Annotated in this window: 15 protein-coding genes; 5 read left to right on the plus strand and 10 right to left on the minus strand. The window is 68.3% G+C overall.

Translation table 11 applies throughout. The annotated features are described in order from the left end of the window. Nucleotides 1-201 precede the first annotated feature (201 nt). The gene (locus QH195_RS18200; protein ID WP_280436316.1) at nt 202-1,335 is read right to left on the minus strand and encodes an MFS transporter; all 1,134 of its coding nucleotides are present in this window, start codon (nt 1,333-1,335) and stop codon (nt 202-204) included. A gap of 271 nt (nt 1,336-1,606) precedes the next feature. Between QH195_RS18200 and QH195_RS18205 the strand changes: the two genes are divergently transcribed. Then, a complete protein-coding gene (locus QH195_RS18205) occupies nt 1,607-2,446 on the plus strand; it encodes an alpha/beta hydrolase (protein ID WP_280425584.1) in 840 nt (279 codons plus the stop codon). Nucleotides 2,447-2,513: 67 nt separating this feature from the next. Here the strand turns inward: QH195_RS18205 and QH195_RS18210 are convergent, their stop codons facing one another. From QH195_RS18210 to QH195_RS18245, 8 genes are all read right to left on the minus strand, one after another. Beyond that, nucleotides 2,514-3,563, minus strand: coding sequence for a homogentisate 1,2-dioxygenase (locus QH195_RS18210; protein ID WP_280436287.1), 1,050 nt, complete (start codon nt 3,561-3,563; stop codon nt 2,514-2,516). A gap of 125 nt (nt 3,564-3,688) precedes the next feature. Continuing rightward, nucleotides 3,689-4,540: a crotonase/enoyl-CoA hydratase family protein gene (locus QH195_RS18215; RefSeq protein WP_280425582.1), complete on the minus strand. Its 852-nt coding sequence runs from the start codon at nt 4,538-4,540 to the stop codon at nt 3,689-3,691. Nucleotides 4,541-4,705: 165 nt separating this feature from the next. After that, complete coding sequence (locus QH195_RS18220) at nt 4,706-5,440, minus strand: hypothetical protein (protein WP_280436288.1); 735 nt, start codon at nt 5,438-5,440, stop codon at nt 4,706-4,708. A gap of 74 nt (nt 5,441-5,514) precedes the next feature. Continuing rightward, a complete protein-coding gene (locus QH195_RS18225) occupies nt 5,515-6,765 on the minus strand; it encodes an ABC transporter substrate-binding protein (protein WP_280436289.1) in 1,251 nt (416 codons plus the stop codon). After that, nucleotides 6,755-7,813: a branched-chain amino acid ABC transporter permease gene (locus QH195_RS18230; protein ID WP_280436290.1), complete on the minus strand. Its 1,059-nt coding sequence runs from the start codon at nt 7,811-7,813 to the stop codon at nt 6,755-6,757. The genes QH195_RS18225 and QH195_RS18230 overlap by 11 nt, the downstream gene beginning before the upstream one ends. Then, nucleotides 7,810-8,697, minus strand: coding sequence for a branched-chain amino acid ABC transporter permease (locus QH195_RS18235; protein WP_280436291.1), 888 nt, complete (start codon nt 8,695-8,697; stop codon nt 7,810-7,812). Before QH195_RS18235 ends, QH195_RS18230 begins: the two co-directional genes overlap by 4 nt. Next, nucleotides 8,694-9,446 (minus strand): ABC transporter ATP-binding protein, encoded by a 753-nt coding sequence (locus QH195_RS18240; protein ID WP_280425577.1) that lies wholly within the window; start codon nt 9,444-9,446, stop codon nt 8,694-8,696. Before QH195_RS18240 ends, QH195_RS18235 begins: the two co-directional genes overlap by 4 nt. Continuing rightward, nucleotides 9,443-10,201, minus strand: a complete 759-nt coding sequence (locus tag QH195_RS18245; RefSeq protein ID WP_280425576.1) for an ABC transporter ATP-binding protein — start codon at nt 10,199-10,201, stop codon at nt 9,443-9,445. The genes QH195_RS18240 and QH195_RS18245 overlap by 4 nt, the downstream gene beginning before the upstream one ends. A 228-nt stretch (nt 10,202-10,429) precedes the next feature. On the opposite strand from QH195_RS18245, the gene QH195_RS18250 reads away from it, so the two are divergent. Further along, complete coding sequence (locus QH195_RS18250; protein WP_280436292.1) at nt 10,430-11,737, plus strand: PucR family transcriptional regulator; 1,308 nt, start codon at nt 10,430-10,432, stop codon at nt 11,735-11,737. A gap of 302 nt (nt 11,738-12,039) precedes the next feature. Next, on the plus strand, nt 12,040-13,167 hold the full coding sequence (locus QH195_RS18255) for a cytochrome P450 (RefSeq protein ID WP_280436293.1): 1,128 nt from the start codon (nt 12,040-12,042) through the stop codon (nt 13,165-13,167). Between the two features lie 35 nt (nt 13,168-13,202). On the opposite strand, the gene QH195_RS18260 is transcribed toward QH195_RS18255, so the two are convergent. Beyond that, nucleotides 13,203-14,810: an alkaline phosphatase D family protein gene (locus QH195_RS18260; protein ID WP_280436317.1), complete on the minus strand. Its 1,608-nt coding sequence runs from the start codon at nt 14,808-14,810 to the stop codon at nt 13,203-13,205. 457 nt (nt 14,811-15,267) lie between these two features. On the opposite strand from QH195_RS18260, the gene QH195_RS18265 reads away from it, so the two are divergent. Both QH195_RS18265 and QH195_RS18270 read left to right on the plus strand, forming a co-directional pair. Then, a complete protein-coding gene (locus QH195_RS18265; protein ID WP_280436294.1) occupies nt 15,268-17,712 on the plus strand; it encodes a serine/threonine-protein kinase in 2,445 nt (814 codons plus the stop codon). Between the two features lie 54 nt (nt 17,713-17,766). Continuing rightward, complete coding sequence (locus QH195_RS18270) at nt 17,767-20,004, plus strand: hypothetical protein (protein ID WP_280436295.1); 2,238 nt, start codon at nt 17,767-17,769, stop codon at nt 20,002-20,004. Nucleotides 20,005-20,202: the final 198 nt, after the last annotated feature.

Genomic DNA, 20,202 nt, shown 5'->3' on the forward strand with positions numbered 1-20,202 from the left:
CATGACCGATGATGCCGTACAGGTATGGATTCGCGGGCCAACCGGAGCGGTTGTGCGGGCGTGCCGTACGAACGGACACGATGACCGGCCGGGCATCACATATGCCGGCCTTCCCTGATTGCCGCAGCCGCGACGGCACAGGGGACGACGAGCACCGACCGAACCGCCCACCGGTCCCGGGACTGGTCGACCGGTCCGCCGTCAGGCGCGCCGCGCCGCCCACACTGTGACGGTGAAGAGCAGAACACCCAGGAGAGCGAGTCCTGCCCCGACCACTGCGGGCGCCGTATAGCCGTAGCCCGCGGCGATCACCAGCCCGCCGAGCCAGGCACCGGCCGCGTTCGCGATGTTCAGGGCGGCGTGGTTGAGCGCCGCAGCCAGAGTCTGCGCGTCGGCGGCCACATCCATGAGCCGGGTCTGCAGACCGGGCGCGAGAGCGGCCCCCGCCGCCCCGACCAGCAGGGCACCGATCCCGGCGGTGACCGGATGGTGCGCAGCCGCCACGAACACCGTCAAGATCACCATCATCGCGCCCATGGCCAGGAAGATCGACCGATCCACCCCGCGATCGGCGAGGACACCACCGACGATATTGCCCAGCACCATGCCCACCCCGAACAGCATCAGCACCAACGGCACCAGGCCCGTGCTCATCCCGGCCACATCGGTGAGCGTCGTGCTCACATACGTGTAGACCGCGAACATGCCACCGAACCCGATGGCGCCCACCGCGAGGGTGAGCAGCACCTGCGGGCGGCGCAGTGCCCCCAATTCGGTGAGCGGGTTGGTGATGGCGATCCCCGTCAACGCCGGTACATAGCGCAACAGGGCCGCGACAGTGGCCGCTCCGATCGCCCCGACCAGGACGAAGGCACTGCGCCAGCCGAGATGTTGCCCCAGCCAGGTCGCGGCCGGGACCCCGACGACATTCGCGGTGCTCAGCCCGAGCATCACCGCCGCGACCGCCTTGGCCCGCTGCCCCGCCGGCGCCAGCGTGGCCGCGGCCAGCGACGCGACGCCGAAGTACGCGCCGTGCGGCAGACCGGCCACGAAACGCGCCGCGACGAGGGTCGCGAAATTCGGCGCGAAAGCCGAGGCCAGATTGCCGACCGTGAACGCCACCATGAGGACGATCAGGAGACGTTTGCGCGCCACCGACGCGCAGGCCGCCGCGATCACCGGCGCCCCGACCACCACCCCGAGCGCATAGGCCGAGACGGCGTGCCCGGCGGTGGGCTCGGACACGGTGAACGCGTCCGCGATATCGGGCAGCAGCCCCATCGTCACGAATTCGGTGGTACCGATCCCGAATCCGCCCAGCGCCAGCGCCAGCATCGCCGGGATATGCCAGCTGGTGCGAGCCGTGGGTCCCGGGGTCGTGGCTGTGCCGGTAGCGGTAGAAGTCACGCTTCGGTGCAACAGGTGGTCCGCGGGCAGGTTTCCTCATCCGCGCTGTGAGTTCGCCCACCGACCTGGCATTCGGCCCGGCGGTCCGGACGATACGATCGCCGTGGCCAATGAAGTTCCGGCGCTCCCGTCGGCGAACAGCCGGGGGACTTCCGTACCACCCGAAGCTCGAGCGGCACGCCACAGATGAGGACGGCGGATGAACGACCCACAGGTCCGGGACCGGACCCTCGACGGACGCCGCGGCGCGGTCCAGATCCGGGAGTACCTGCCCCCGGACCCCGATCCGGCCGCAGAACCACTGCTGTGGATCCACGGTGGCGCGTTCGTCTCCGGCGGGCTCGATCAGCACGAGTCACATGCGGTGGCGTTGCGGGTGGCCGCGGCCGGCCGGCGGGTACGCACCGTGGACTATGCGCTGGTTCCGCGGTTCCGGATCTGGGGTCCGCCGGTACTGCGGCCGTCGGACAACCGCTACCCGGCGCCGTTGGACGATGTTCTCACCGCCGCCACCGACCTCATGGCGGAGGGGCAGCGGATCGTGATCGGCGGCGCCAGCGCGGGGGCCTGCCTCGCTGCCTCTGCCGCGCTGCGCCTGCGGGACCGGTCCGCGGAGGTGCCGGTCGGCATGATCCTCGCCTACGCGACCCTGCACGCCGAACTGCCGCCGCTGCCCGATTCCGTCCGGGCCCGGGTGCGGGGGCGGCGCCGGATCGCCACCTACACGCCGCAGATGATCCGCCGGATGAACACCAACTATGTGGGGTCGCCGGAACTGCTCACGGATCCGGAGGTCTTCCCGGGCGGCGGTAAACTCGCCGGGCTGCCGCCGGTACTGCTGCTCGATGCCGCCTACGACACCCTGAGCGCGTCGAGTACCGCCTTCGCCGGTGAACTCACCGAGGCCGGGGTGCCGGCCGAACACCGCGTCGTCGCCGGTACCCGGCACGGTTTCCTCGACCGACCCGATTCGCCCGGTTTCCGGGCCGGGATCGACTCGCTGCTCGACTGGCTCGACCGGACGGCGCGCAACGGCTAGGTGCGCACTACCGGGAACGCGGCGCCCGGCCCGGAGATACCGCGACTTCGCCCGGCGGAAACCGAAGTCAGCGTGCGGCGGCCGGTTGCCCTTCGGCCGGATGAACCCCGTATTGGTCGGTTTCCATCAGATGCGCGATATCCCGGCCGGCCGGGGTCATCGTCAGCGAGGACCGGGTTTCCAGCAGCCAGGCCCGGTAGCCGGGCTGGACGTTCTCTTCCGGTCCCTGGTGCAGGATGCCCTTCGGGGTCCAGGTGATCGTTCCGGGCGTATCGACGGAACCCCACGGCGAGGGGCCCATGCCGTAGCAGATGACCTCGTCGAAATCGGCGTTGTGATGTACCGGGGGCCGGGCGCTGTGCCGGCTGCCGACGCCGAACACGAAATCGCGGCCGGAGGTGCTGCTCATCAGCTGGGCGGGCGCCAATCCCCCCGCGGCGACACCGAGCCCCTGCACATTCTCGATATTGAACCGAACCACCAGCGGAGCGCCGATGACATCGAGGCACGGGATCGGGTCGACATCGTAGAAGTAGGACGTGAACTTGTCGCCGGTGCGGACCACGATCTCGTACTCGTCGTCCACGGGGTCCCCCGGCCGGCCGTGCGGGACCGGGCGATCCAGGTGGAGGTCGGGATTGAAGGTCGCGGGTGCGCCCTCGGGGTCCAGGCGTAGCTCGCTGGTGGTGACCACGATGAATTCGTTGATCTCTTCGGCGATTTCGCCCCACCGGTAGGTGACGGCACGCGGGATGAGCACGAAATCGCCCGCGCGGACGTCGAGTGTGCCGACTTCGGTATCGAGCCGGCCGCGACCGGAGACGATGTAGTGCAGTTCGTCGGCCCAGACGTTGACGTAGCCGAAGGTCATGGCGGCGGTGCGGCGGCTCAGTTCGAAACCGATACCCTCGCCCTCCAGGATCGCTACCGGAAGGGCTTTCGGTTCGGCGAACACCTGGTCCGGTAGATCCCAGGTGTGGAAACGACGCGGTAGGTATTCGCCGCGGGCCCGCAGGAACCGAGGCCGGTACTGGGCCCGGACGATGGTGGTGTTCGGGCCTGCGAAACCGTTGCGGGAGAAGAGCTCGATATTGGGCGCCAGGACGTCGTCCGGCATGCAGCACCTCCGAAAATCGTTGTGCCACAGATCCTAGACAACAGACACCGGGTCCGCGCACTTTTGCGAACTCACTATTCCGGAGTTAACTGGTACCGAAAGTACACTCGCCCTGGCATTTCCGGTCATTCCCGGAACGGCGGTACCGGCAGATCCGCGCCGAAGATATCCGGGGTATCGCGCAGCACACTGCCGGGGAACTGCGCGGGCCGCTTCTCCAGAAACGACGAAACACCTTCTTGCGCATCGGCGCCGGCCCCACGGATGCGGATACCCCGCGATTCGACCCGGTGCGCGATCATCGGATGATCCGCGCCCAGCCCGCGCCACAGCATCTGCCGCGACAACCCCACCGACACCGGCGCCGAATGCTCGGTGAGCCGCCGAGCCAGCGCATCGGCCTCGTCCAGCAGGCTTTCCGGTGGATACACCCCGTAGAACAACCCCGCCTCGTACGCTTCGGACGCCTCCACGAGCCGGCCGGAGTACACCCAGTCCAGCGCCTTCTGCATCGACACCAGCCGCGGCAGGAACCAGCTGGAACAGGATTCGGGGACGATACCGCGCCGGTTGAAGACGAACCCGATCCGGGCGCCCTCCACCGCCAGCCGGAAATCGGCGGCGAGGGTCATGGTGATACCGACCCCCACGGCCGGACCGTTGATGGCGGCAATGATGGGTTTACGCGATTCGAACATGCGCAGCACGACCTCGCCACCGCCGTCGCGGAAGGATTCCGGTTCCCCGTCCTCGGGCGCGGCGAAGGTGTCCGCGCCGGCGGACAGGTCCGCGCCGGCACAGAAGGCCCGGCCGGCGCCGGTGACGACGACCGCGCGCACCCGGTCGTCGCGATCGCAGGTGTCGAATGCCTCGATCAACTCCTCACCCATAGCGGTGGTGAAAGCATTGAGCTGAGCCGGGCGATCAAGGGTGATGGTGGCAACGGAACCGGAAACAGCGAGGCGAATATCGGACATAGCCGACAGCATGCCACGTGTGTCCCGGACAGTCCGCCCGATCGGATCGCTTCCTACCTGGATGCGCCCCGGGGGCACGGCCTGTCGACACCTTTCGCCGGATCGAACCTTCGCACAAAGCTCTGCCCGTCCCGGCGGGCCGGGACGGGCGGAGTGTCGTTCGGACTACGGGGTCGTCGGCCGGCACGCCGGATGTTCCGGCGGGCACGGGGACAAGATGGTCGAGAAGTACTGGAAGGCTGCGAAAACTGCGACCGGGCCACCGATCAGGAACGCGCCGATGATGCCGCCCGCCGCACCCAGCGTCGCGGCACCGGCGACACAGCCGCCGATCGTGGCGCCGACGAACGGCACCAGCAACAGGGCGATGGGGCTGGAGACGAGCGCACCGGTCGCCGCGCCGAGCACACAGCCCAGGCTGCCGCCGATCACGGCGCCGATCGCACCGGCGATCGCCGCACTCATCGTCGCCCGCTGGGTGAACACACCCAACGCCTGCATATCGCGGGGCGTGAATTGTTCGGCCACCTCCTTGCCCGCCTGTTCGGGCGTGACCACAGGTGCGCTCACCGGTGCGACCGGCACACCACCTTCGCGCTGTGGGGTGAGCACTGCCGTGCCGCCGTCGATCTTCGCGGCGATGGGGAAGGCGATATTGTCCTTGCGGTAGGTGAGCGGCACCGTGGTGAGCAGGGTGTCGTCGATGGCCTGCAGGATGAGCTGATCGCCCGCCACCTGCCATTTCCCGTTCGTCTTCACCACGGCGCCGGCACCGGAGTGCGTGATCTCGTAGGTGAGTTCCCGCGGGGCAGGCGCGGGTTGCGCGGAGACCGGGGCGGCGGTGGCGCCGAGGGCCGCTACCGCGAGAGCCGCGGCGGCGACACTGGTTCGGAGTTTCATGGTTGTGTCCTCATCGGTTGATATCGAGGCGGCCGTCGGCGCCGGAATGCGCCACGGACGTTTTTTCGGGGTGGTCACCGGCCGGATGTGTCGATCAGGTCACCGGCCAGCACCCAGCGGTCGCCTTGGAAGCGCTGAATCTGCATGGCCTCCATCGGAAAGCCGTCGCCTTCGCCGGTCTGCAGGGTGATCCCGGGCAATAGCAGATCGATCTCGACATCGTCGAGCGAGCGCATCGAATCACGGAGGCCCTCACGGGTTTTGCACGCCGCCGCGGCGAAGGTTCTGTGGAAACTCTGGGCCATGGCCCAGCCCACGAGGGTGTATCCGTCGGCAGGATCGGCACCGGGTACGTACTGGGCGAGTTTGTCGCGGTAGAGCTTCATCCCGGGGTCCTCGGCCCACTGCGGATCGGCCGGGTCCTTCACGAAGACCGAGGTGACGACGTTCTGCACATTCGGGAACCCGACCGGCGCGAGCACGCTCATGGTGCTGGAGACCTGGGTGAGGATGTGCAGCGGATTCCATTCGGGGTTGCGCGCGTCCGCCGCGAGGGTCTGCGCCGCGAACTTCGGGGTGGCGAAGTTCAGCAGCACATCGGCTTTCGAGTTCGCCAGGTTACGCAGCTGGGGGTCTACGGTCGGGTCGGTGACCTCGTAGCTCTGTTCGGCGATCACCCGCACCCCGCTGCCCGCGGTGGCCTCGGTGAAACTGGCCAGCAGATCCTTGCCGAAATCGTCGTTCTGGTACAGGACCGCGACGGTCGCGTCGGGCTTCTGCTCGGTGACGTACCGGGCGAACACCTGGCCCTCGGCCCGGTAGCTGGGCTGCCAGCCGATGGTCCACGGATGCCCGTCGCCGACACCCCACTGGGTCGCCCCGCCGGCGACGAAGATCTGTGGCACCTCGCGCTGATTCAGGTAGTCCCAGACCGCCGCCGAGGTGGGGGTACCGAGCGTGGACAGGACAGCGAAGACCTGGTCCTGTTCGACCAGCCGCCGGGTCTCCTCCACGGTTTTCGGGGGCTGATAGCCGTCGTCGCGCAGCAGGTATTCGACCTTGCGGCCGTCGATACCGCCCTGTTCGTTGTTCACGTACTCGAAGTAGGCCTGGATGCCCTTCGGGAGTTCGGCATAGGCGGAGGCCGGGCCGGACAGCGGGAATACACCGCCCAGTTTCACGGTGCTGTCGGTGAGTCCCGTCGTCTGCTGGCCTTGGCAGTCGCCGGAGGCCGTCTCGCCGGTGGTGTCGTCACGACCCCCGCAGCCGGCGACGGCGATGACGATCGCGGCGGCGAGCGCCGCCTGTATCGCTCTAGTGCGCATCGGTTCTTCCTTTCCGGGCCCGGTGTCCGAGCCAGTGCGCCGCCCGGCCGACGAGTCCGGCCAATCCATTCGGCGCGAGGTACATGACCGCGATGATGAGGAGCCCGAAGACGACCCCCGGCGCGGCTTGATTGATGTCCTGGGCGACGGTCGGCACGTACATGACGAACAGACCCCCCAGCAGCGGGCCCCACTGCCCGCCGAGTCCTCCGACGACCAGTCCGGCCAGCAGGGTTATGGAGAAGGTGAGCGTGAAGGAGTCCGGGGATACGTACCCGATCACCCAGATGTAGACGCAGCCGGCGGCTCCGGCGAACATGGCGCCCCAGGCGAACGCCAGTGTCTTGTAGAACGCCGGCCGCACTCCGGTGACCTCGGCGGCGGTCTCGTTGTCCCGCACCGCGTGCAGCGCCCGCCCCACCCGCGACCGCAGCAGCCCGGCGACGAGCAGATAGCTCACCGCGGTGACCGCGAGAACCAGGAAGTACAACCACTGGTCTTCGGCCAGCCCGGTCCACGCCGGTGGCTGCGGTTTGTCCAGGGTCAGGCCCATCGAGCCACCGGTGACCGATTCGAAGCGTTTCAGCAAGGGCACCAGGAATATCGCGATGGCCAAGGTGACCAGTGCGAGATAGAGTCCGCGTAATCGCAGTGCCGGGATGCCCAGGCCGATTCCGAGCACGAACGCGACCGCCGCCGCGACCGGCAGGGTCACCGGGTAGGGCGCCTCCCAGCGGTCCATCATGATCGCCGTGGTGTAGGCACCCACCGCGAAGAAGGCCCCGTGTCCGAGAGATATCTGCCCGGTATGCCCCACCAGCAGGTTCAGTCCGAGCAGTGCGACCGCGTAGATCATCGCCAGCGACAGCTGAAAGGTGTGGAAAGGGGCCAGTTCGAACGGCGCCCAGCAGGCCACCACCAGCAGCGCGGCCACCGCGACCCACGGCCTGCCGATCCGCCGGAACCTGGCCCGCGGCCGGGTCGATTCGGCCGCGGGAAGGTAGTCCTCCGGGGCCACCGCGGTGTTCGGGATTCCCATATCGCTCATACCCTTTCCACCGCCGGCGTGCCGAAGAGGCCCTGCGGCCGGATCAGCAGTACGCCGAGGATGATCACCAGTGGCACACCGATCTTCAGTTCGGTGCCGATGACATCGAGATACGCCCCGGCCAGGGTTTCCGTGACGCCGACGATCAGCCCCCCGGCCACCGCCCCGCCGGGACTGTCGAAACCGCCCAGGGTGGCCGCCGCGAAGGCGTAGATGAGAACGCCGCCCATCATGTTGGGTTCCAGGAACAGCAGCGGCGCCGACAGCACCCCGGAGACGGCACCGACGGCGGCGGCAAGTCCCCAGCCGAGGGCGAGCACGGTGCCGACACCGATACCCACCAACCGGGCCGACTGCGGGTTCGCGGCGACCGCGCGCATCGCCAAACCCGTCCGGGTGTAACGGAACAGCAGATACAAAAGCGCCATCACCACCGTCACCACGGCGAGGATGCCCAGATTGCCGTATCCGGCGGTGACGCCACCGGCCCGCAACGCACCTTCCGGGAACGGGTTGGGGAAACTCTTCAGCTGATACGACCAGATCCAGCCCGCGGCGGCGTTGACGAAGAAGAACAATCCCACGGTGACGATGACCAGCGTGAGTTCCGGGGCCCCTTCGACCGGCCGGATCACGATCCGTTCGATCAGCATGCCGCCCGCGAAGGAGATGGCGAGGGTGACCGGAAGTGCCAGCCAGAACGGTGTCCCGCTCTGTACCAGCTGCCAGGCCAGGAACGCCGAGAACATGGCCAGCTCACCCTGCGCGAAGTTGACGATCCCGGTGAACCGGTAGATGAGGACGAGGGCTAGTGCCATACCCGCGTAGAGCGCGCCGGCGCTGAGGCCTTCGATGATCTGCTGCGCGAATCCGGACACGGTCACACCCGGTATCCGAGATAGGACCGGGCGACCTGTTCGTCGGCGGCGATATCGGCCGCGGCGCCGGACAGGACGATCCGCCCGCTTTCCAGAACATGCGCCCGATGCGCGGTGCGCAACGCCAGCTGAGCGTTCTGCTCGACAACGATCACGGTGGTGCGTTCCTCCGAGTTGATGGTGTGCACGATGCGGAAGAGTTCCCGGGTGACCAGCGGTGCGAGGCCCAAGGACGGTTCGTCCAGGAGCAGCAGTCGCGGCCGGGACATGAGCGCCCGGCCCAGCGCCAGCATCTGCTGCTGCCCGCCGGAGAGGCGGCCCGCCTTTTCGTGCAGTTTGTCCCGCAGGACCGGGAAGTAGCCGTAGACGCGACGCAGGTCGGTATCGAGACCGCCGCGCCGGAACTCCGCACGGCCGCGGGAGTAGGCGCCCAGGCGGAGGTTCTCCTCGACGGTCAGCGGCGCGAAGGTGCCGCGTCCCTCCGGAACATGCGCGACCCCTCTCCGGGCGATCTTCTCCGGTGAGCGCCCGCCGATTCCGGCGCCGGCCAGAGTGACCGATCCGCGTACCCGGATCAGACCGCTGAGCGCCCGCAGCAGTGTCGTCTTACCGGCACCATTGGGGCCGAGCACGGCGCATATCTCACCGGTGGCCACGGAGAAATCGATCCCGTGCAGCACCTCACCCGCGCCGTAACCCGCGGTGAGACCGGATACGGCGAGAAGGGGTTCGCCGCTGGGTAGGTGGCGGGTCATGCCGGCGTCCCCAGATAGGCCTCGACGACGGCGGGGTCGCGCTGGACTTCTTCGGGTGCTCCATCGGCGATGACCCGGCCGAATTCCAGGCAGATCACGCGGTCGCAGAGGCTCATGACGAAGCCCATATGGTGTTCGACCACGACCACGGTCAGATCGAAATCCACCCGCAGGCCGGCGAGGAGTTCCGCGAATTCGCCGACTTCCCCGTGGCTGAGCCCGTTGACCGGCTCGTCGAGCAGCAGCAGCCGTGGACCGGAGGCCAGTGCCCGCGCCAGTTCGATCCGTTTCAGCGTCCCGAACGGCAGGCCGGCCGCCGGGTGGTCGGCGATATCGGCCAGCTCGAGGCGTTCGAGCAAGCCGTCGACCTGCGTACGGAGCCGGCGTTCCTCGGCGTGGACCGGCGGCAGGAAAAGACTTGCAGCGAGAAACCCTGCGCGCGCCCGGTGGTGGGCACCGACGAGTACGTTGTCCCGGACGGACATACGGGTGAACAGGCCGAGATTCTGGAATGTCCGCGCGATACCGAGCCGGGCCATGAGATCGGGCCGTACGGCCAGCAGGTCGGTTCCGAGATAGCGCAGTGTGCCGGCGGTGGGGGCGCACCGCCTCGTCAGACAGTTGAACAGCGTGGTCTTACCCGCCCCGTTGGGGCCGATGAGACCCGTCATTTCGCCGGACGGCACGGCGAATCCGACATCGTCGAGGGCCGTGATACCGCCGAATCGGACGGTCAGACCGGATATCTCGAGCATGAATCCTCCGGGTCGGGGGTTGCGGCGAAACACTGTGGGACAGCACACAGTCCGTCACATCGGCTATGGGTCAGGCCAGCGTAAGAGCGATAGGATTGAAACACATCAGCCCTTTCGTCCCAATTATCGGCGCCGGATTTGTCCTCGAAGGACAAGCGAGCAGGGCATAATTTGATACATAAGCGGGCGAATGTTGACTTTGCCTCGGAGTGCGTGGACCATCCGACTATGTCCGCTGGATCACATACGGTCACCGCGTCACTCTCCGAACCGGTACAACTCGCGCGCACCAGGATCGCCGGTGTCGTCTACGACCGCACCGAGGAGATCGCCGAACAGGGCAGCGCCGCCATCCTCGCCCAGGTCCCCGGCTACGCCGGCCGCGACAGCGAATTCCGTGCGGATGTCCACGATCAGGTGGCCCGCCTCTGCCGCACCGGCCTGGGTGCGCTGTTGGCCCAGCGCCGGGTCTCCGCGGCGGATCTCGCCCACACCCGCCGGGCGGCGGTGCGGCGGGCCCGATCCGGGCTACCGCTGGCCGACTACATCACCGCGTTCCGGCTCGGCCAGCAAACTTTCTGGAAGAACCTGATGGTGCATGCCGACGATTCGCCCACCGCCCGGGAGGCGACACTGTCGATGGTGCTGCCGCTCACCCGCTACTGCGATCTGATCAGCACCCAGGCCACCCACGCGTATCTGGATTTCCAGCAGCATCAATCGGCCGAAGCCGGTCGCGACGACCACGATCTGATCGAAGCGCTGCTCGGCGGCACGCTCCCCGACCGTGGACCACTCCTGGCGGCCGCGGCCGCCCACGGTATCGGTCCCGCCCCCGGGGAACGCCTCGTCGTCATCGCGGCCACCGTCCTGGACAGCAGCAGCGAGCGCGATACCGGCGGACATTCCGAGATCGACGCGCCGCATATCGTTTCCTCCGCGCTGGCACGCACCGGGGTCAACGGGCACCGCACTCCGGCCGTCGTCCGCGATACCGATATCGTCGCCGTCGCCGGGCTCGGCCGCGCCACCGCCGGCGAGCTGTGCACCCGGCTGCGACGTACCCGCGAGGCCCTCCTCACAGAGGGAATCACCACCGCGTTCGGGATCAGCACGGTGATCACCGGGGTCGGCCGGCTCCCGCGCGGCCGGCAGGAAGCACTCTCGGCGCTGGACCTGCTGCCCGACGGCGGTGGCGTCCTGGCGCTCCCCGAGCTCACCCCGTTCCGGTATCTGGTCCTGAGCTCGGACGAGACGGCGCGCAGCCTCGTCGACCCGCGGATCGCCCGCACACTCGCCGACGACCAGGCCAAGGGCGGGGTACTCGCCGACACCATCCGGGCGTTCATCGCCGCCGATACGAACCTGCGCGAAGCCGCCGACGCCCTGCGGATCCACCACAACACCGCCAAGTACCGGCTGCGCCGGATCCAGCAGCTGACCGGCCGCAACATCCGCACCGTCACCGATCTCGTCGAACTACTCGTCGCAATCGAACTCCGGCAGGCACCGGCCCCGGTACGCCGGGAACGCTGAGCTCCCGCGGCGCCCCACAATGCGACGGGGTCCCGCACGACTGCCTCGCGCGTGGGTATCATTTCCGGCCGTACACGAAACGTGTACCGGCCGAACCCTTTCGAGCAGGTCGTTCCGGCCGTTCCGGACTGCGCCCGGAGTGTCCCGGCGCACGACCGCAGGGGGTACCAGTGCCAGGGCAGTCCCGGCCGGCGTCCACTCGCCGTAGCGATAGTACCGTCACACCGGCGGATTCCACCGGCTCCCGCATCCCGCTCTACTCTCGCGAATTCGCGACCGACCCCCACGGGTTCTATCAATGGATGCGACGGCGATTCGGCGCGCTGGTCCCGGTGGATCTCGCGCCCGGTATCCCCGCCACCCTCGTGGTGGATGACCGGACGGCACGGCGAATCCTGGACGACCCCGCCCATTTCCCCGCCGACCCCCGCGCCTGGCAGCAGAAGGCACCGGCCGGACTGCCGATCGTGCCGATGATGCAGTGGCGGCCCAACCCACTGCGCAGCCACGGCCCCGACCACGATCGCTACCGCGCCGCCACCGTGGAGGCGCTGGCCGGTGTGGACCCGAATTCGTTGCACACCATCATTTCGCGAATCGCCATGGGGCTCATCAACGGCTTCTGCTCCGAGGGTGCCGCCGATCTGCTCGACCGGTATGTGGTGCCGCTGGTGTTCCGGACGATGGACCATATTCTCGGTTGTCCGCCCGAACTCGGTGACCTGCTGCGTATCGGGCTCACCGAAATAATCGACGGGGCCGGCGACGACGATTCCGAGGCCCGGATCCAGCGGCTGCTCGCCGAGCTGATCGACCGTAAACGAGCCGAACCCGGCGACGATGTCACCAGCCGGCTGATCCGGCATCCGGCGGACCTGTCCGACGAGGAGCTCGTTCACCAACTGCTGGGCCTGTACTGGACCGGGGTCGAACCGCCGCGCAACCTGATCGCCAACACGCTGCTGCTGATCCTCACCGATCCGCGGTTCACCAGTAATCAGACCGGGTTCGCGCCACCGGCCCGCGACGCACTCGACGAAGTGCTGGCCGGCGACCCGCCGCTGGCGAATCACAGCATCAGCTATCCCCCGCTTCCCGTCATGGTCGGCGATGTCCTGCTGCCCTCAGATCAGCCGGTACTCATCGGCGCGGCCGCCTGCCACGGGGACCTGGACCGGTCGACTACACCTGTTTCTCCTGAGGACCGGAACCTGGCCTGGGGCCGCGGACCACACGCGTGCCCGGCGCATGCCCGGACGATATCCCGTCTGCTCGCCGAGGAAGCCGTCGATCAGTTGCTCGACGCGCTACCCGATCTGACTCCCGCATTCGACCCGGATCGAACGATCTGGCGGCCGGGTCCGTTCCATCGCGCACTCATCGCGCTCCCGGTCCGATTCCCGCCCACACCGGGAATGCCCGTCGGCTGATCAGCGGTAACGAACCCTGCGACACCGCACAGGGTTCAGCCCACCGCACCGATCTCCCCGCCAGGGGCCGCACCCAGGGTCGAAGGCGGTGGCGAGTCGTCCCGGCGGATCCGATCCTCCCCGGCCGGGACGACCCCCGGCACGCCGTGCGCGACTACATACGACGCACGGGTGAACACCGGGGCACCGGGACGGCTCACATAGGGCACCACCCGGAAATCCGTGCGCCAGAGCTGCCGATCCACTTCGACCCGGACGTAGCCGCGTTGCGCGTTGAAGAATTTCAGGTCCGGGTTGGCTGCCAGCAGTTCGGCGCCGCGCGCGTAGGTGTCCACGCCGTCGCCGCCGCTGGTGAGGGAGGTACCGGTGAATTCCGCGGCCACCACCGGGCTACTCGGGTCCGCCGGATCCGCGCGCAGGTCGGCGGCGTAGTTCTCGTGCCGATCACCGGTGATCACCACGAGGTTCGGCACGGCACGCGCAGCGGCGGCGGACAGTACGGCGGCCCGCTCGGCGGGAAAGCCGTCCCACGCATCGGCGGACAGCGCCGCACCGGCCCCGGCGTCGTGATCCGTCCGGCCGAGCACCACCTGATTGCCGATGATCTGCCAGCGCGCCGATGATGTCGCGAATCCGTCCACCAGCCATTCCCGTTGCCGCGCACCCAGAATCGAACCCCCACGGCGGTACTGCCGCGTATCCAGCATGGTGATATCGGCGAGTGCACCGAAGCGGTAGCGGCGGTGCAGGCGTATCCGCGGACCCGCCGGCAGCTGCGCCAGGCGTAACGGCTGGTGTTCGTACATCGCCTGGAAGGCCGCCGCCCGCCGGGCCCGGAACATCGGCGCGAGCAGATCGAGGTCGGCCCGGTTCTGGGCACGATCGCCCGCCCAGTCGTCGGCGAGTTCGTGATCGTCCATGGTGACCAGCCACGGGAAGGACGCGTGTGCCCGCCGCAATTCCGGATCCGACTTGTACCAGCCGTAATGCACGCGGTACCCGTTGAGGTCACGCGGTTCGTGCCGCAGCCACGAATCCGCCCGCACTCCCCGCACCGCGCCGGTGACCGGGTACTCGTACAGATAGTCGCCGAGATGAACGAGCAGGTCCAGATCCTCGTTACAGATATGGTCGTAGGCGGTGTACCAGCCGTCGCTCCAGTTCTGGCACGAAGCGAACGCGAACCGGAGCCGGCGCACGGAAACGCCGGGCGCCGGAGCCGTGCGGGTGCGCCCGGTCGGTGAGATCGCCGTCCCCGCCCGGAAGCGGTAGAAGTACCAGCGATCCGGTTCCAGTCCGCGTACTTCCGGATGGACCGAATGGCCGAGCGCTCGATCGGCAACCGCCGACCCGCGCCGCACCACCCGGCGGAATGCGGAGTCGGCGGCGACCTCGTAGTCCACGGTGACCGGATCCCGGCCCATCCCGCCGAACCCGTCCGGAGCGAGCGGATCCGGCGCAAGCCTGGTCCACAACACCACTCCGTCCGAGGTGGGGTCGCCCGAGGCGACCCCCAGGGTGAAGGGATCATCCAGACAGCGCGGTGCCCGGAACCGTCCTGCGGCCGCCGCGCCGGTGCCCACGAGCAGCGCCGCAGCCGCCGCGGCGCCCCGTCCGAGGAATCGCCTGCGCGTGGTGTCCATCATCAAGGGATCCCGCACCCGGCTGACAACCCCGTGGCCGCCGGATGACACCGTGATGGCCATCGGACGAGCATTGCCGGTGGGGCCGGGACGCCGGTCCCCTAACGCCCGGCACCGCGTGGCCGATCATCCCGGTAGACCAGTTCACCGATCCGACCGCGGAGGTTACCGATGATCACTCCGGCCGTTGTCCCGTCCAACCCGGTGCAGGCCCTGCTCATGGAGTTGAACCGGCTGCTGTGCTCTCTGTCGTCGGGCGAAGGCTGCATGGTCATCAGGTAGGTAGCCACGTTCGACCGGCCGAGGTTGCGTGGTGTACGCTGACGCCAATTGCCGTTCGGCGAACTCTTCCCACAGAACCGATTTATCTGTAACCGGCGGTTACAGATAAATTGGAAAGCCGGAGCCCTCGGCAATCCGGTCGTTTCTCGACACCGCGCGGCGTTACCATGCGCAGATGGGGCAACCCGCCACACCACGCGCGGACACCCTCGGGCGATCGCACGGCGATCAGCTCGCGGAAACCCTGCGCCTGTTCACCGCGGCGTGGCAGGATTCGCCCCCGCCACCTGATCTCTCCCGGTATCTGCCCGGGTCGGCCGCGCTCCGGCGGGTGGCGCTCATCGAGCTGATCAAGATCGATCTCGTCCACCGCCGACGATATACGGGGCAGAGCAAACGACTCGCCGATTATGTGGCCGAGTTCCCGGAACTGGGCGATCGGCCACTGCCCCCGGACCTGATCTACGAGGAATACCACCAGCGGCGTCGCGCCGGCCAGCCGGTCGATCCCGGCGAATACACGGCCGAGTTCCCCGGTCAGGCCGCAGAACTGTCCGAACTCCTGGCCACCGGCGAGTACCGGAGCACGCTGTTCGGGAACCGGGCCGATGAGAAACCGGCCACCGTGGACGATATCGATGCGGGTACCCGTATCGACGATTTCGATCTGCTCACTCTGCTCGGACGCGGTGCTTTCGCCAAAGTCTTCCTGGCCCGGCAACGCACGATGCAGCGACTGGTCGCGGTGAAGATCTCCGCCGACTCCGGCACCGAACCGCAGACACTCGCCCAACTCGACCACGATTACATCGTGCGGGTCTTCGACCGGCACATTCTGCCAGAGCCACGCCTGCGACTCCTGTACATGCAGTACGTCCCCGGTGGAACCCTGCTCACCGTACTCGACAAGGTCCGCGACACCCGGCCGACGGAACGCACCGGCGCACTGCTACTCGAATCGATCGACGAGGTCCTCGACGACAAGGGTGAGATCCGCCCCGCCGAATCGGCTGCCCGCACCACGATCTCGGCGCTGACCTGGCCGGAAACCGTTGCCTGGCTGGGTACCCGGCTGGCCCGGGCGCTGGATCACGCCGACCGGGCGGGGGTACTGCATCGCGACGTGAAACCGGCAAATGTCCTGCTCACGGCGGACGCGGTACCGAAACTCGCGGACTTCAACATCAGTTTCGGGGCGAACGTCGCCGGTTCGAGCCCGGTGGCGTATTTCGGCGGGTCCCTTGCCTACATGTCGCCCGAACAACTCGCCGTCATCCACCCCGGCCTACCGGGTACCGCCGCCGATCTGGACACCCGCAGCGATCTCTACGCGCTCGCGGTGGTGCTGTGGGAACTGCTCACCGGGCGCCGGCCGTTCGACGACACCGCCACCGCCACCGGTCCCGCAACAGGCCGCCCGGAAGTCACCGCCGACGCCGCGGCAAAACCCGACACACGACCACCGATCTCGGCCACCCGCGACGACACCGCGGCCGGACCGCCGCACACACCGGCCGCCTCCGTGACCACGGAACCACCACAGCCGGCACCCGGAGACCGGACCACCCTGGAGGCCATGCTCTCGCTGCGCCGCCGTGGCGCCCGGGCTCTCCCCTATCGCGATCTACCGCCGGACTGTCCCGACGCTCTGCGCCGCACGCTGGTGCGCGCCCTCGATCCGGATCCGGACCGGCGCTGGGCCCACGGAGCCGATATGGCGCGACAGCTGCGGATCTGCCTCGACCCCCGCGCACGAGATCTGGTGGACCCGCCACGGAGCAGTCTCCGGCGGCGGGCCCGTGCCCTGCTGCATCCGATCATGTTCCTGTCCATCGCGGTGCCGAACGCCCTCGCCATCTGGTACAGCTACTACCACAACCGGGTCCTCATCATCGACGGCCTCGATACCGGAGCGCACGAGATCTTCCAGCGAGTCGCGCCGATCACCTACGGCCTCGCGTTCCTCGCCGGCTTCGTCGTCACCACCGTGCTCACCGCACATCTGGGATCGGTGCTGCGCGGGCTCCGCCGCGGCGGGAGCGGTCGGGACGGTCGCGGCTACGAGACCGCCACGCTGGCCCGTGCCCGCCGCGACACCCTGTTGCTGAGCAGTCGTACCGTGCTGGCCTGTTTCCTGCTCTGGGCGATCACCGGAATCGCGGTCCCGGTCACGGTGCAGGCGTCCGGCAGCACGCTGGGGGCCGCGGCCTCGGCGCATTTCTTCGGGACCCAGATCATTTGTGGCGCGATGGCAATGGCCTATCCGTACTTCCTGGTCGGAAGCTATGCGGTGCGATCGCTGTATCCGGCGTTCCTGCCGCTGGGTGGTGCGTTCGGCAGCGATGTGGAACAGTTGCGCGCACTGGATCGGCGCAGTACCTACTTTCTCCTGCTCGCCGCGGCGGTCCCGTTGCTCGGTGCGGCCGGTGCGACGTTCCTGCCGGCCGCCGATGTGGTGGAGGTCCTGCCGGCATTGCGGGTGCTGCTGCTGGGCAGCGCACTCGCGTTCGCGGTCGTATATCTGCTCTTCCGGACCCTCGAAAGCGATATCGCCGCACTCGAACGTGTGGTGGCCCACGGAATCGCCCCACACGCCGTGGATTCGGCGAGTACGGTATAGCCACCGCATTGCTGCGGGGTGAATCGAAGCGGTGGGAAAGGCGGGGCACAGGATATGCACGATCCGGGATCGCCGGGTATCGGATTCATTCCGTCGCAGGCCGACAGGTCCGCACCGGTTTCGGGAGCCGGTCAGCTGCCCAGGTATCTACGCGGCGGATACCGCGATGCCACACCGTTGCTGACGGGTGTACCACGACCGTCATCCGGACCGCGGCACAGCGCCGAACCGGCACCGCAGCGCCGCACGCTCGCCGCCCGATATCGCAGCGCCGATCCCATCGATCTCGACGGCGCCACGGTATATCCCATGTACAGCGAGCAGTTGCCGACCCCGGCGTCGGCACTGACCATGACCCTGCTCTCGGCGACGCCGCCGGCGGGGCTGGCCGCCGTCGGTATCGGCCTGTCGGTGATCGACGGCTATATCGATCTCGACGACCGGCACCTGGCCGGGGTCGATATCTGGCGCGACGCACTCGAACGCGGAATCACCTTCGATCTGGCCGCGGACTCACCGGACGCTCTGTTCGCGCTCACACCGGTCTGGTCGAACGCGGCGGGAGAGCCCCAATCGTGGTCCGGCAATTACGGAATCGTCGTCGAGCGCACGGAGATGGGCCGCACCGTCCTGTGGTGCAGTATGGGCGAAGGCCCACCCCATTTCGCCGACCTGGTGATCGAGGTGCGGAGCACTCCGCTGGATCCGCACCCGCACCTCTTCACGTCCGGGACCATCCCCACCATCTCCACGCCCACACCCTCGCAGCGCCGGGGCAATCGGCACCACTGGGTGGAACCCGATGAGCCCGCCCCGGACGATGCCCTCGAACTCGACCCGTGGACAGCGCATTACGAACGCGCCGTGGACGACTCCCCGGAGACACCACACCTCGACGAACCCGCGGCGGAGCCGACCGCAATCGAATCCCGCACGCCACCGGTTGCAGACGACTCCACCTCGGCACCGGTCACAGACGACCCCGTAACGGCATCCGCCACACGCGAATCCGCAACGGTCGCACACGAACCCGCACTCGCGCCTACCGCAGCCGGCGCCCTGTCCGTACCCACCATCCGGCCGCCGACCACGTACACCTTCACCAGCGAACCCACTGGCTACGACTCCCCGCCGGCGCTGACCACAGCCGACTCTGCGACATCACCCACCACGGGCGAACCTCCGGCACACGAACTCGCACCGGACCCCATCCCGGCCGAGGTTCGGCCTGTGTGCACTGCGGTGGCCACCACCATGCCCACAGATCAGGGTTCCCTCGCTGTAACCACCCGCGGCGCGCAGTCGGCAACGACGACGCACAAATCTCCTCTGGCGGCGAACTCGGGCGATGACGCGACAGCACCCGCCACCGCCGGCCACCCGGCCGAATCCCGCGAAAGCGGAACTACGATGGCAGCCGCCGCACCGGATTCCGTGCCGAAATCCGCCGGAGACGATGCCGAGATACAAGGCTATCCCTGCAGTTTCGCCGATATTCAGCTCTCCGCACCAGCGTACGAAGACGAATCGGACGACAGCGGGGCCCTGGAAGCCACCGCACCGCATCGCATTCCGGTGGATGATTTCGACGGCTACGACGACCCGCTCACCGGGACGGGCGCGGATCGCCGAGTCCCGGATGACACGGCCGGAGAATCGTATCCGGCCATCGGGCGGCACGGATGGGCCGAGAGTCCGGAACTGACCGGCCTCGTGCCGGTCATCCGCGATGCCGGGTTCACCGACTACGGTCCGGAGCCGCCCCGGCCGGCAGCGACCGATGCCGCCGCTACCACCTCCCGTTACCGCACGCCGCTCCTCGCCGGAGACGCAGCGGCCCCGGAATTCACGACGCGCGACGACCATTCGCTCGTCGACACCCTCGCCGACGATTCGCTCGCGCCCGTGCGGCCGGTCGATCAACTGCCCGTGGACGACGAGGTGGACCCCGCACGGCTCCATTCGCTCGGTGCGGTAGCGCACGCCCAGGGTGACGACGATCGCGCACACCTGCTGTGGACCCGCGCCGCCCGGGCCGGGCATCTCGGCGCCATCTACGATCTCGGCGCGCTGTCGTTGCGCCGCGACGATCCCGGGGCCGCGGAGCGGTGGTGGCGGGCCGCGGCCGGCCGGCGGATGATCCCCGCCATGGCCGAACTGGCAACGCTCCTGGAACAACGCGGTGCCCTGGCGGAGGCCCGGATGTGGCGTACCCAGGCCGTTGCCGAAGAGGTGATCGCCACCGCGACCCGACGCCCGGCCGGTGGCGAAACACTCACCGGTATGCGCTGAGGGAAGACGGGGACCGTTCCGGCCGGAAAATCATTTGAAACGGCAGCCGAGCTTCGACGACGATATCGCGACCATCATGGATACATCCGCCGGATCGCGCGACGCCGGCCGACCGGTGCGTAGCGGCCCGGCACCGGCCGACGGCAGGACCACCACTGTCGATCTCCCGCGACGGATCCCGCCGTCGGCCCGGCCGCT

The sequence above is a fragment of the Nocardia carnea genome (genome assembly GCF_029868855.1).
GTDB classification, from domain to species: Bacteria; Actinomycetota; Actinomycetes; order Mycobacteriales; family Mycobacteriaceae; genus Nocardia; species Nocardia carnea_A.

Bases quoted from the DNA above. Each gene is read 5' to 3' on its own strand.
- QH195_RS18240 (WP_280425577.1), bottom strand. From the start codon at position 9,446: ATGACCCGCCACCTACCCAGCGGCGAACCCCTTCTCGCCGTATCCGGT.
- QH195_RS18210 (WP_280436287.1), bottom strand. From the start codon at position 3,563: ATGCCGGACGACGTCCTGGCGCCCAATATCGAGCTCTTCTCCCGCAAC.
- QH195_RS18265 (WP_280436294.1), top strand. From the start codon at position 15,268: ATGGGGCAACCCGCCACACCACGCGCGGACACCCTCGGGCGATCGCAC.
- QH195_RS18255 (WP_280436293.1), top strand. From the start codon at position 12,040: ATGCGACGGCGATTCGGCGCGCTGGTCCCGGTGGATCTCGCGCCCGGT.
- QH195_RS18260 (WP_280436317.1), bottom strand. From the start codon at position 14,810: ATGGACACCACGCGCAGGCGATTCCTCGGACGGGGCGCCGCGGCGGCT.
- QH195_RS18250 (WP_280436292.1), top strand. From the start codon at position 10,430: ATGTCCGCTGGATCACATACGGTCACCGCGTCACTCTCCGAACCGGTA.
- QH195_RS18220 (WP_280436288.1), bottom strand. From the start codon at position 5,440: ATGAAACTCCGAACCAGTGTCGCCGCCGCGGCTCTCGCGGTAGCGGCC.
- QH195_RS18215 (WP_280425582.1), bottom strand. From the start codon at position 4,540: ATGTCCGATATTCGCCTCGCTGTTTCCGGTTCCGTTGCCACCATCACC.
- QH195_RS18230 (WP_280436290.1), bottom strand. From the start codon at position 7,813: ATGAGCGATATGGGAATCCCGAACACCGCGGTGGCCCCGGAGGACTAC.
- QH195_RS18205 (WP_280425584.1), top strand. From the start codon at position 1,607: ATGAACGACCCACAGGTCCGGGACCGGACCCTCGACGGACGCCGCGGC.
- QH195_RS18245 (WP_280425576.1), bottom strand. From the start codon at position 10,201: ATGCTCGAGATATCCGGTCTGACCGTCCGATTCGGCGGTATCACGGCC.
- QH195_RS18270 (WP_280436295.1), top strand. From the start codon at position 17,767: ATGCACGATCCGGGATCGCCGGGTATCGGATTCATTCCGTCGCAGGCC.
- QH195_RS18200 (WP_280436316.1), bottom strand. From the start codon at position 1,335: ATGCTGGCGCTGGCGCTGGGCGGATTCGGGATCGGTACCACCGAATTC.
- QH195_RS18225 (WP_280436289.1), bottom strand. From the start codon at position 6,765: ATGCGCACTAGAGCGATACAGGCGGCGCTCGCCGCCGCGATCGTCATC.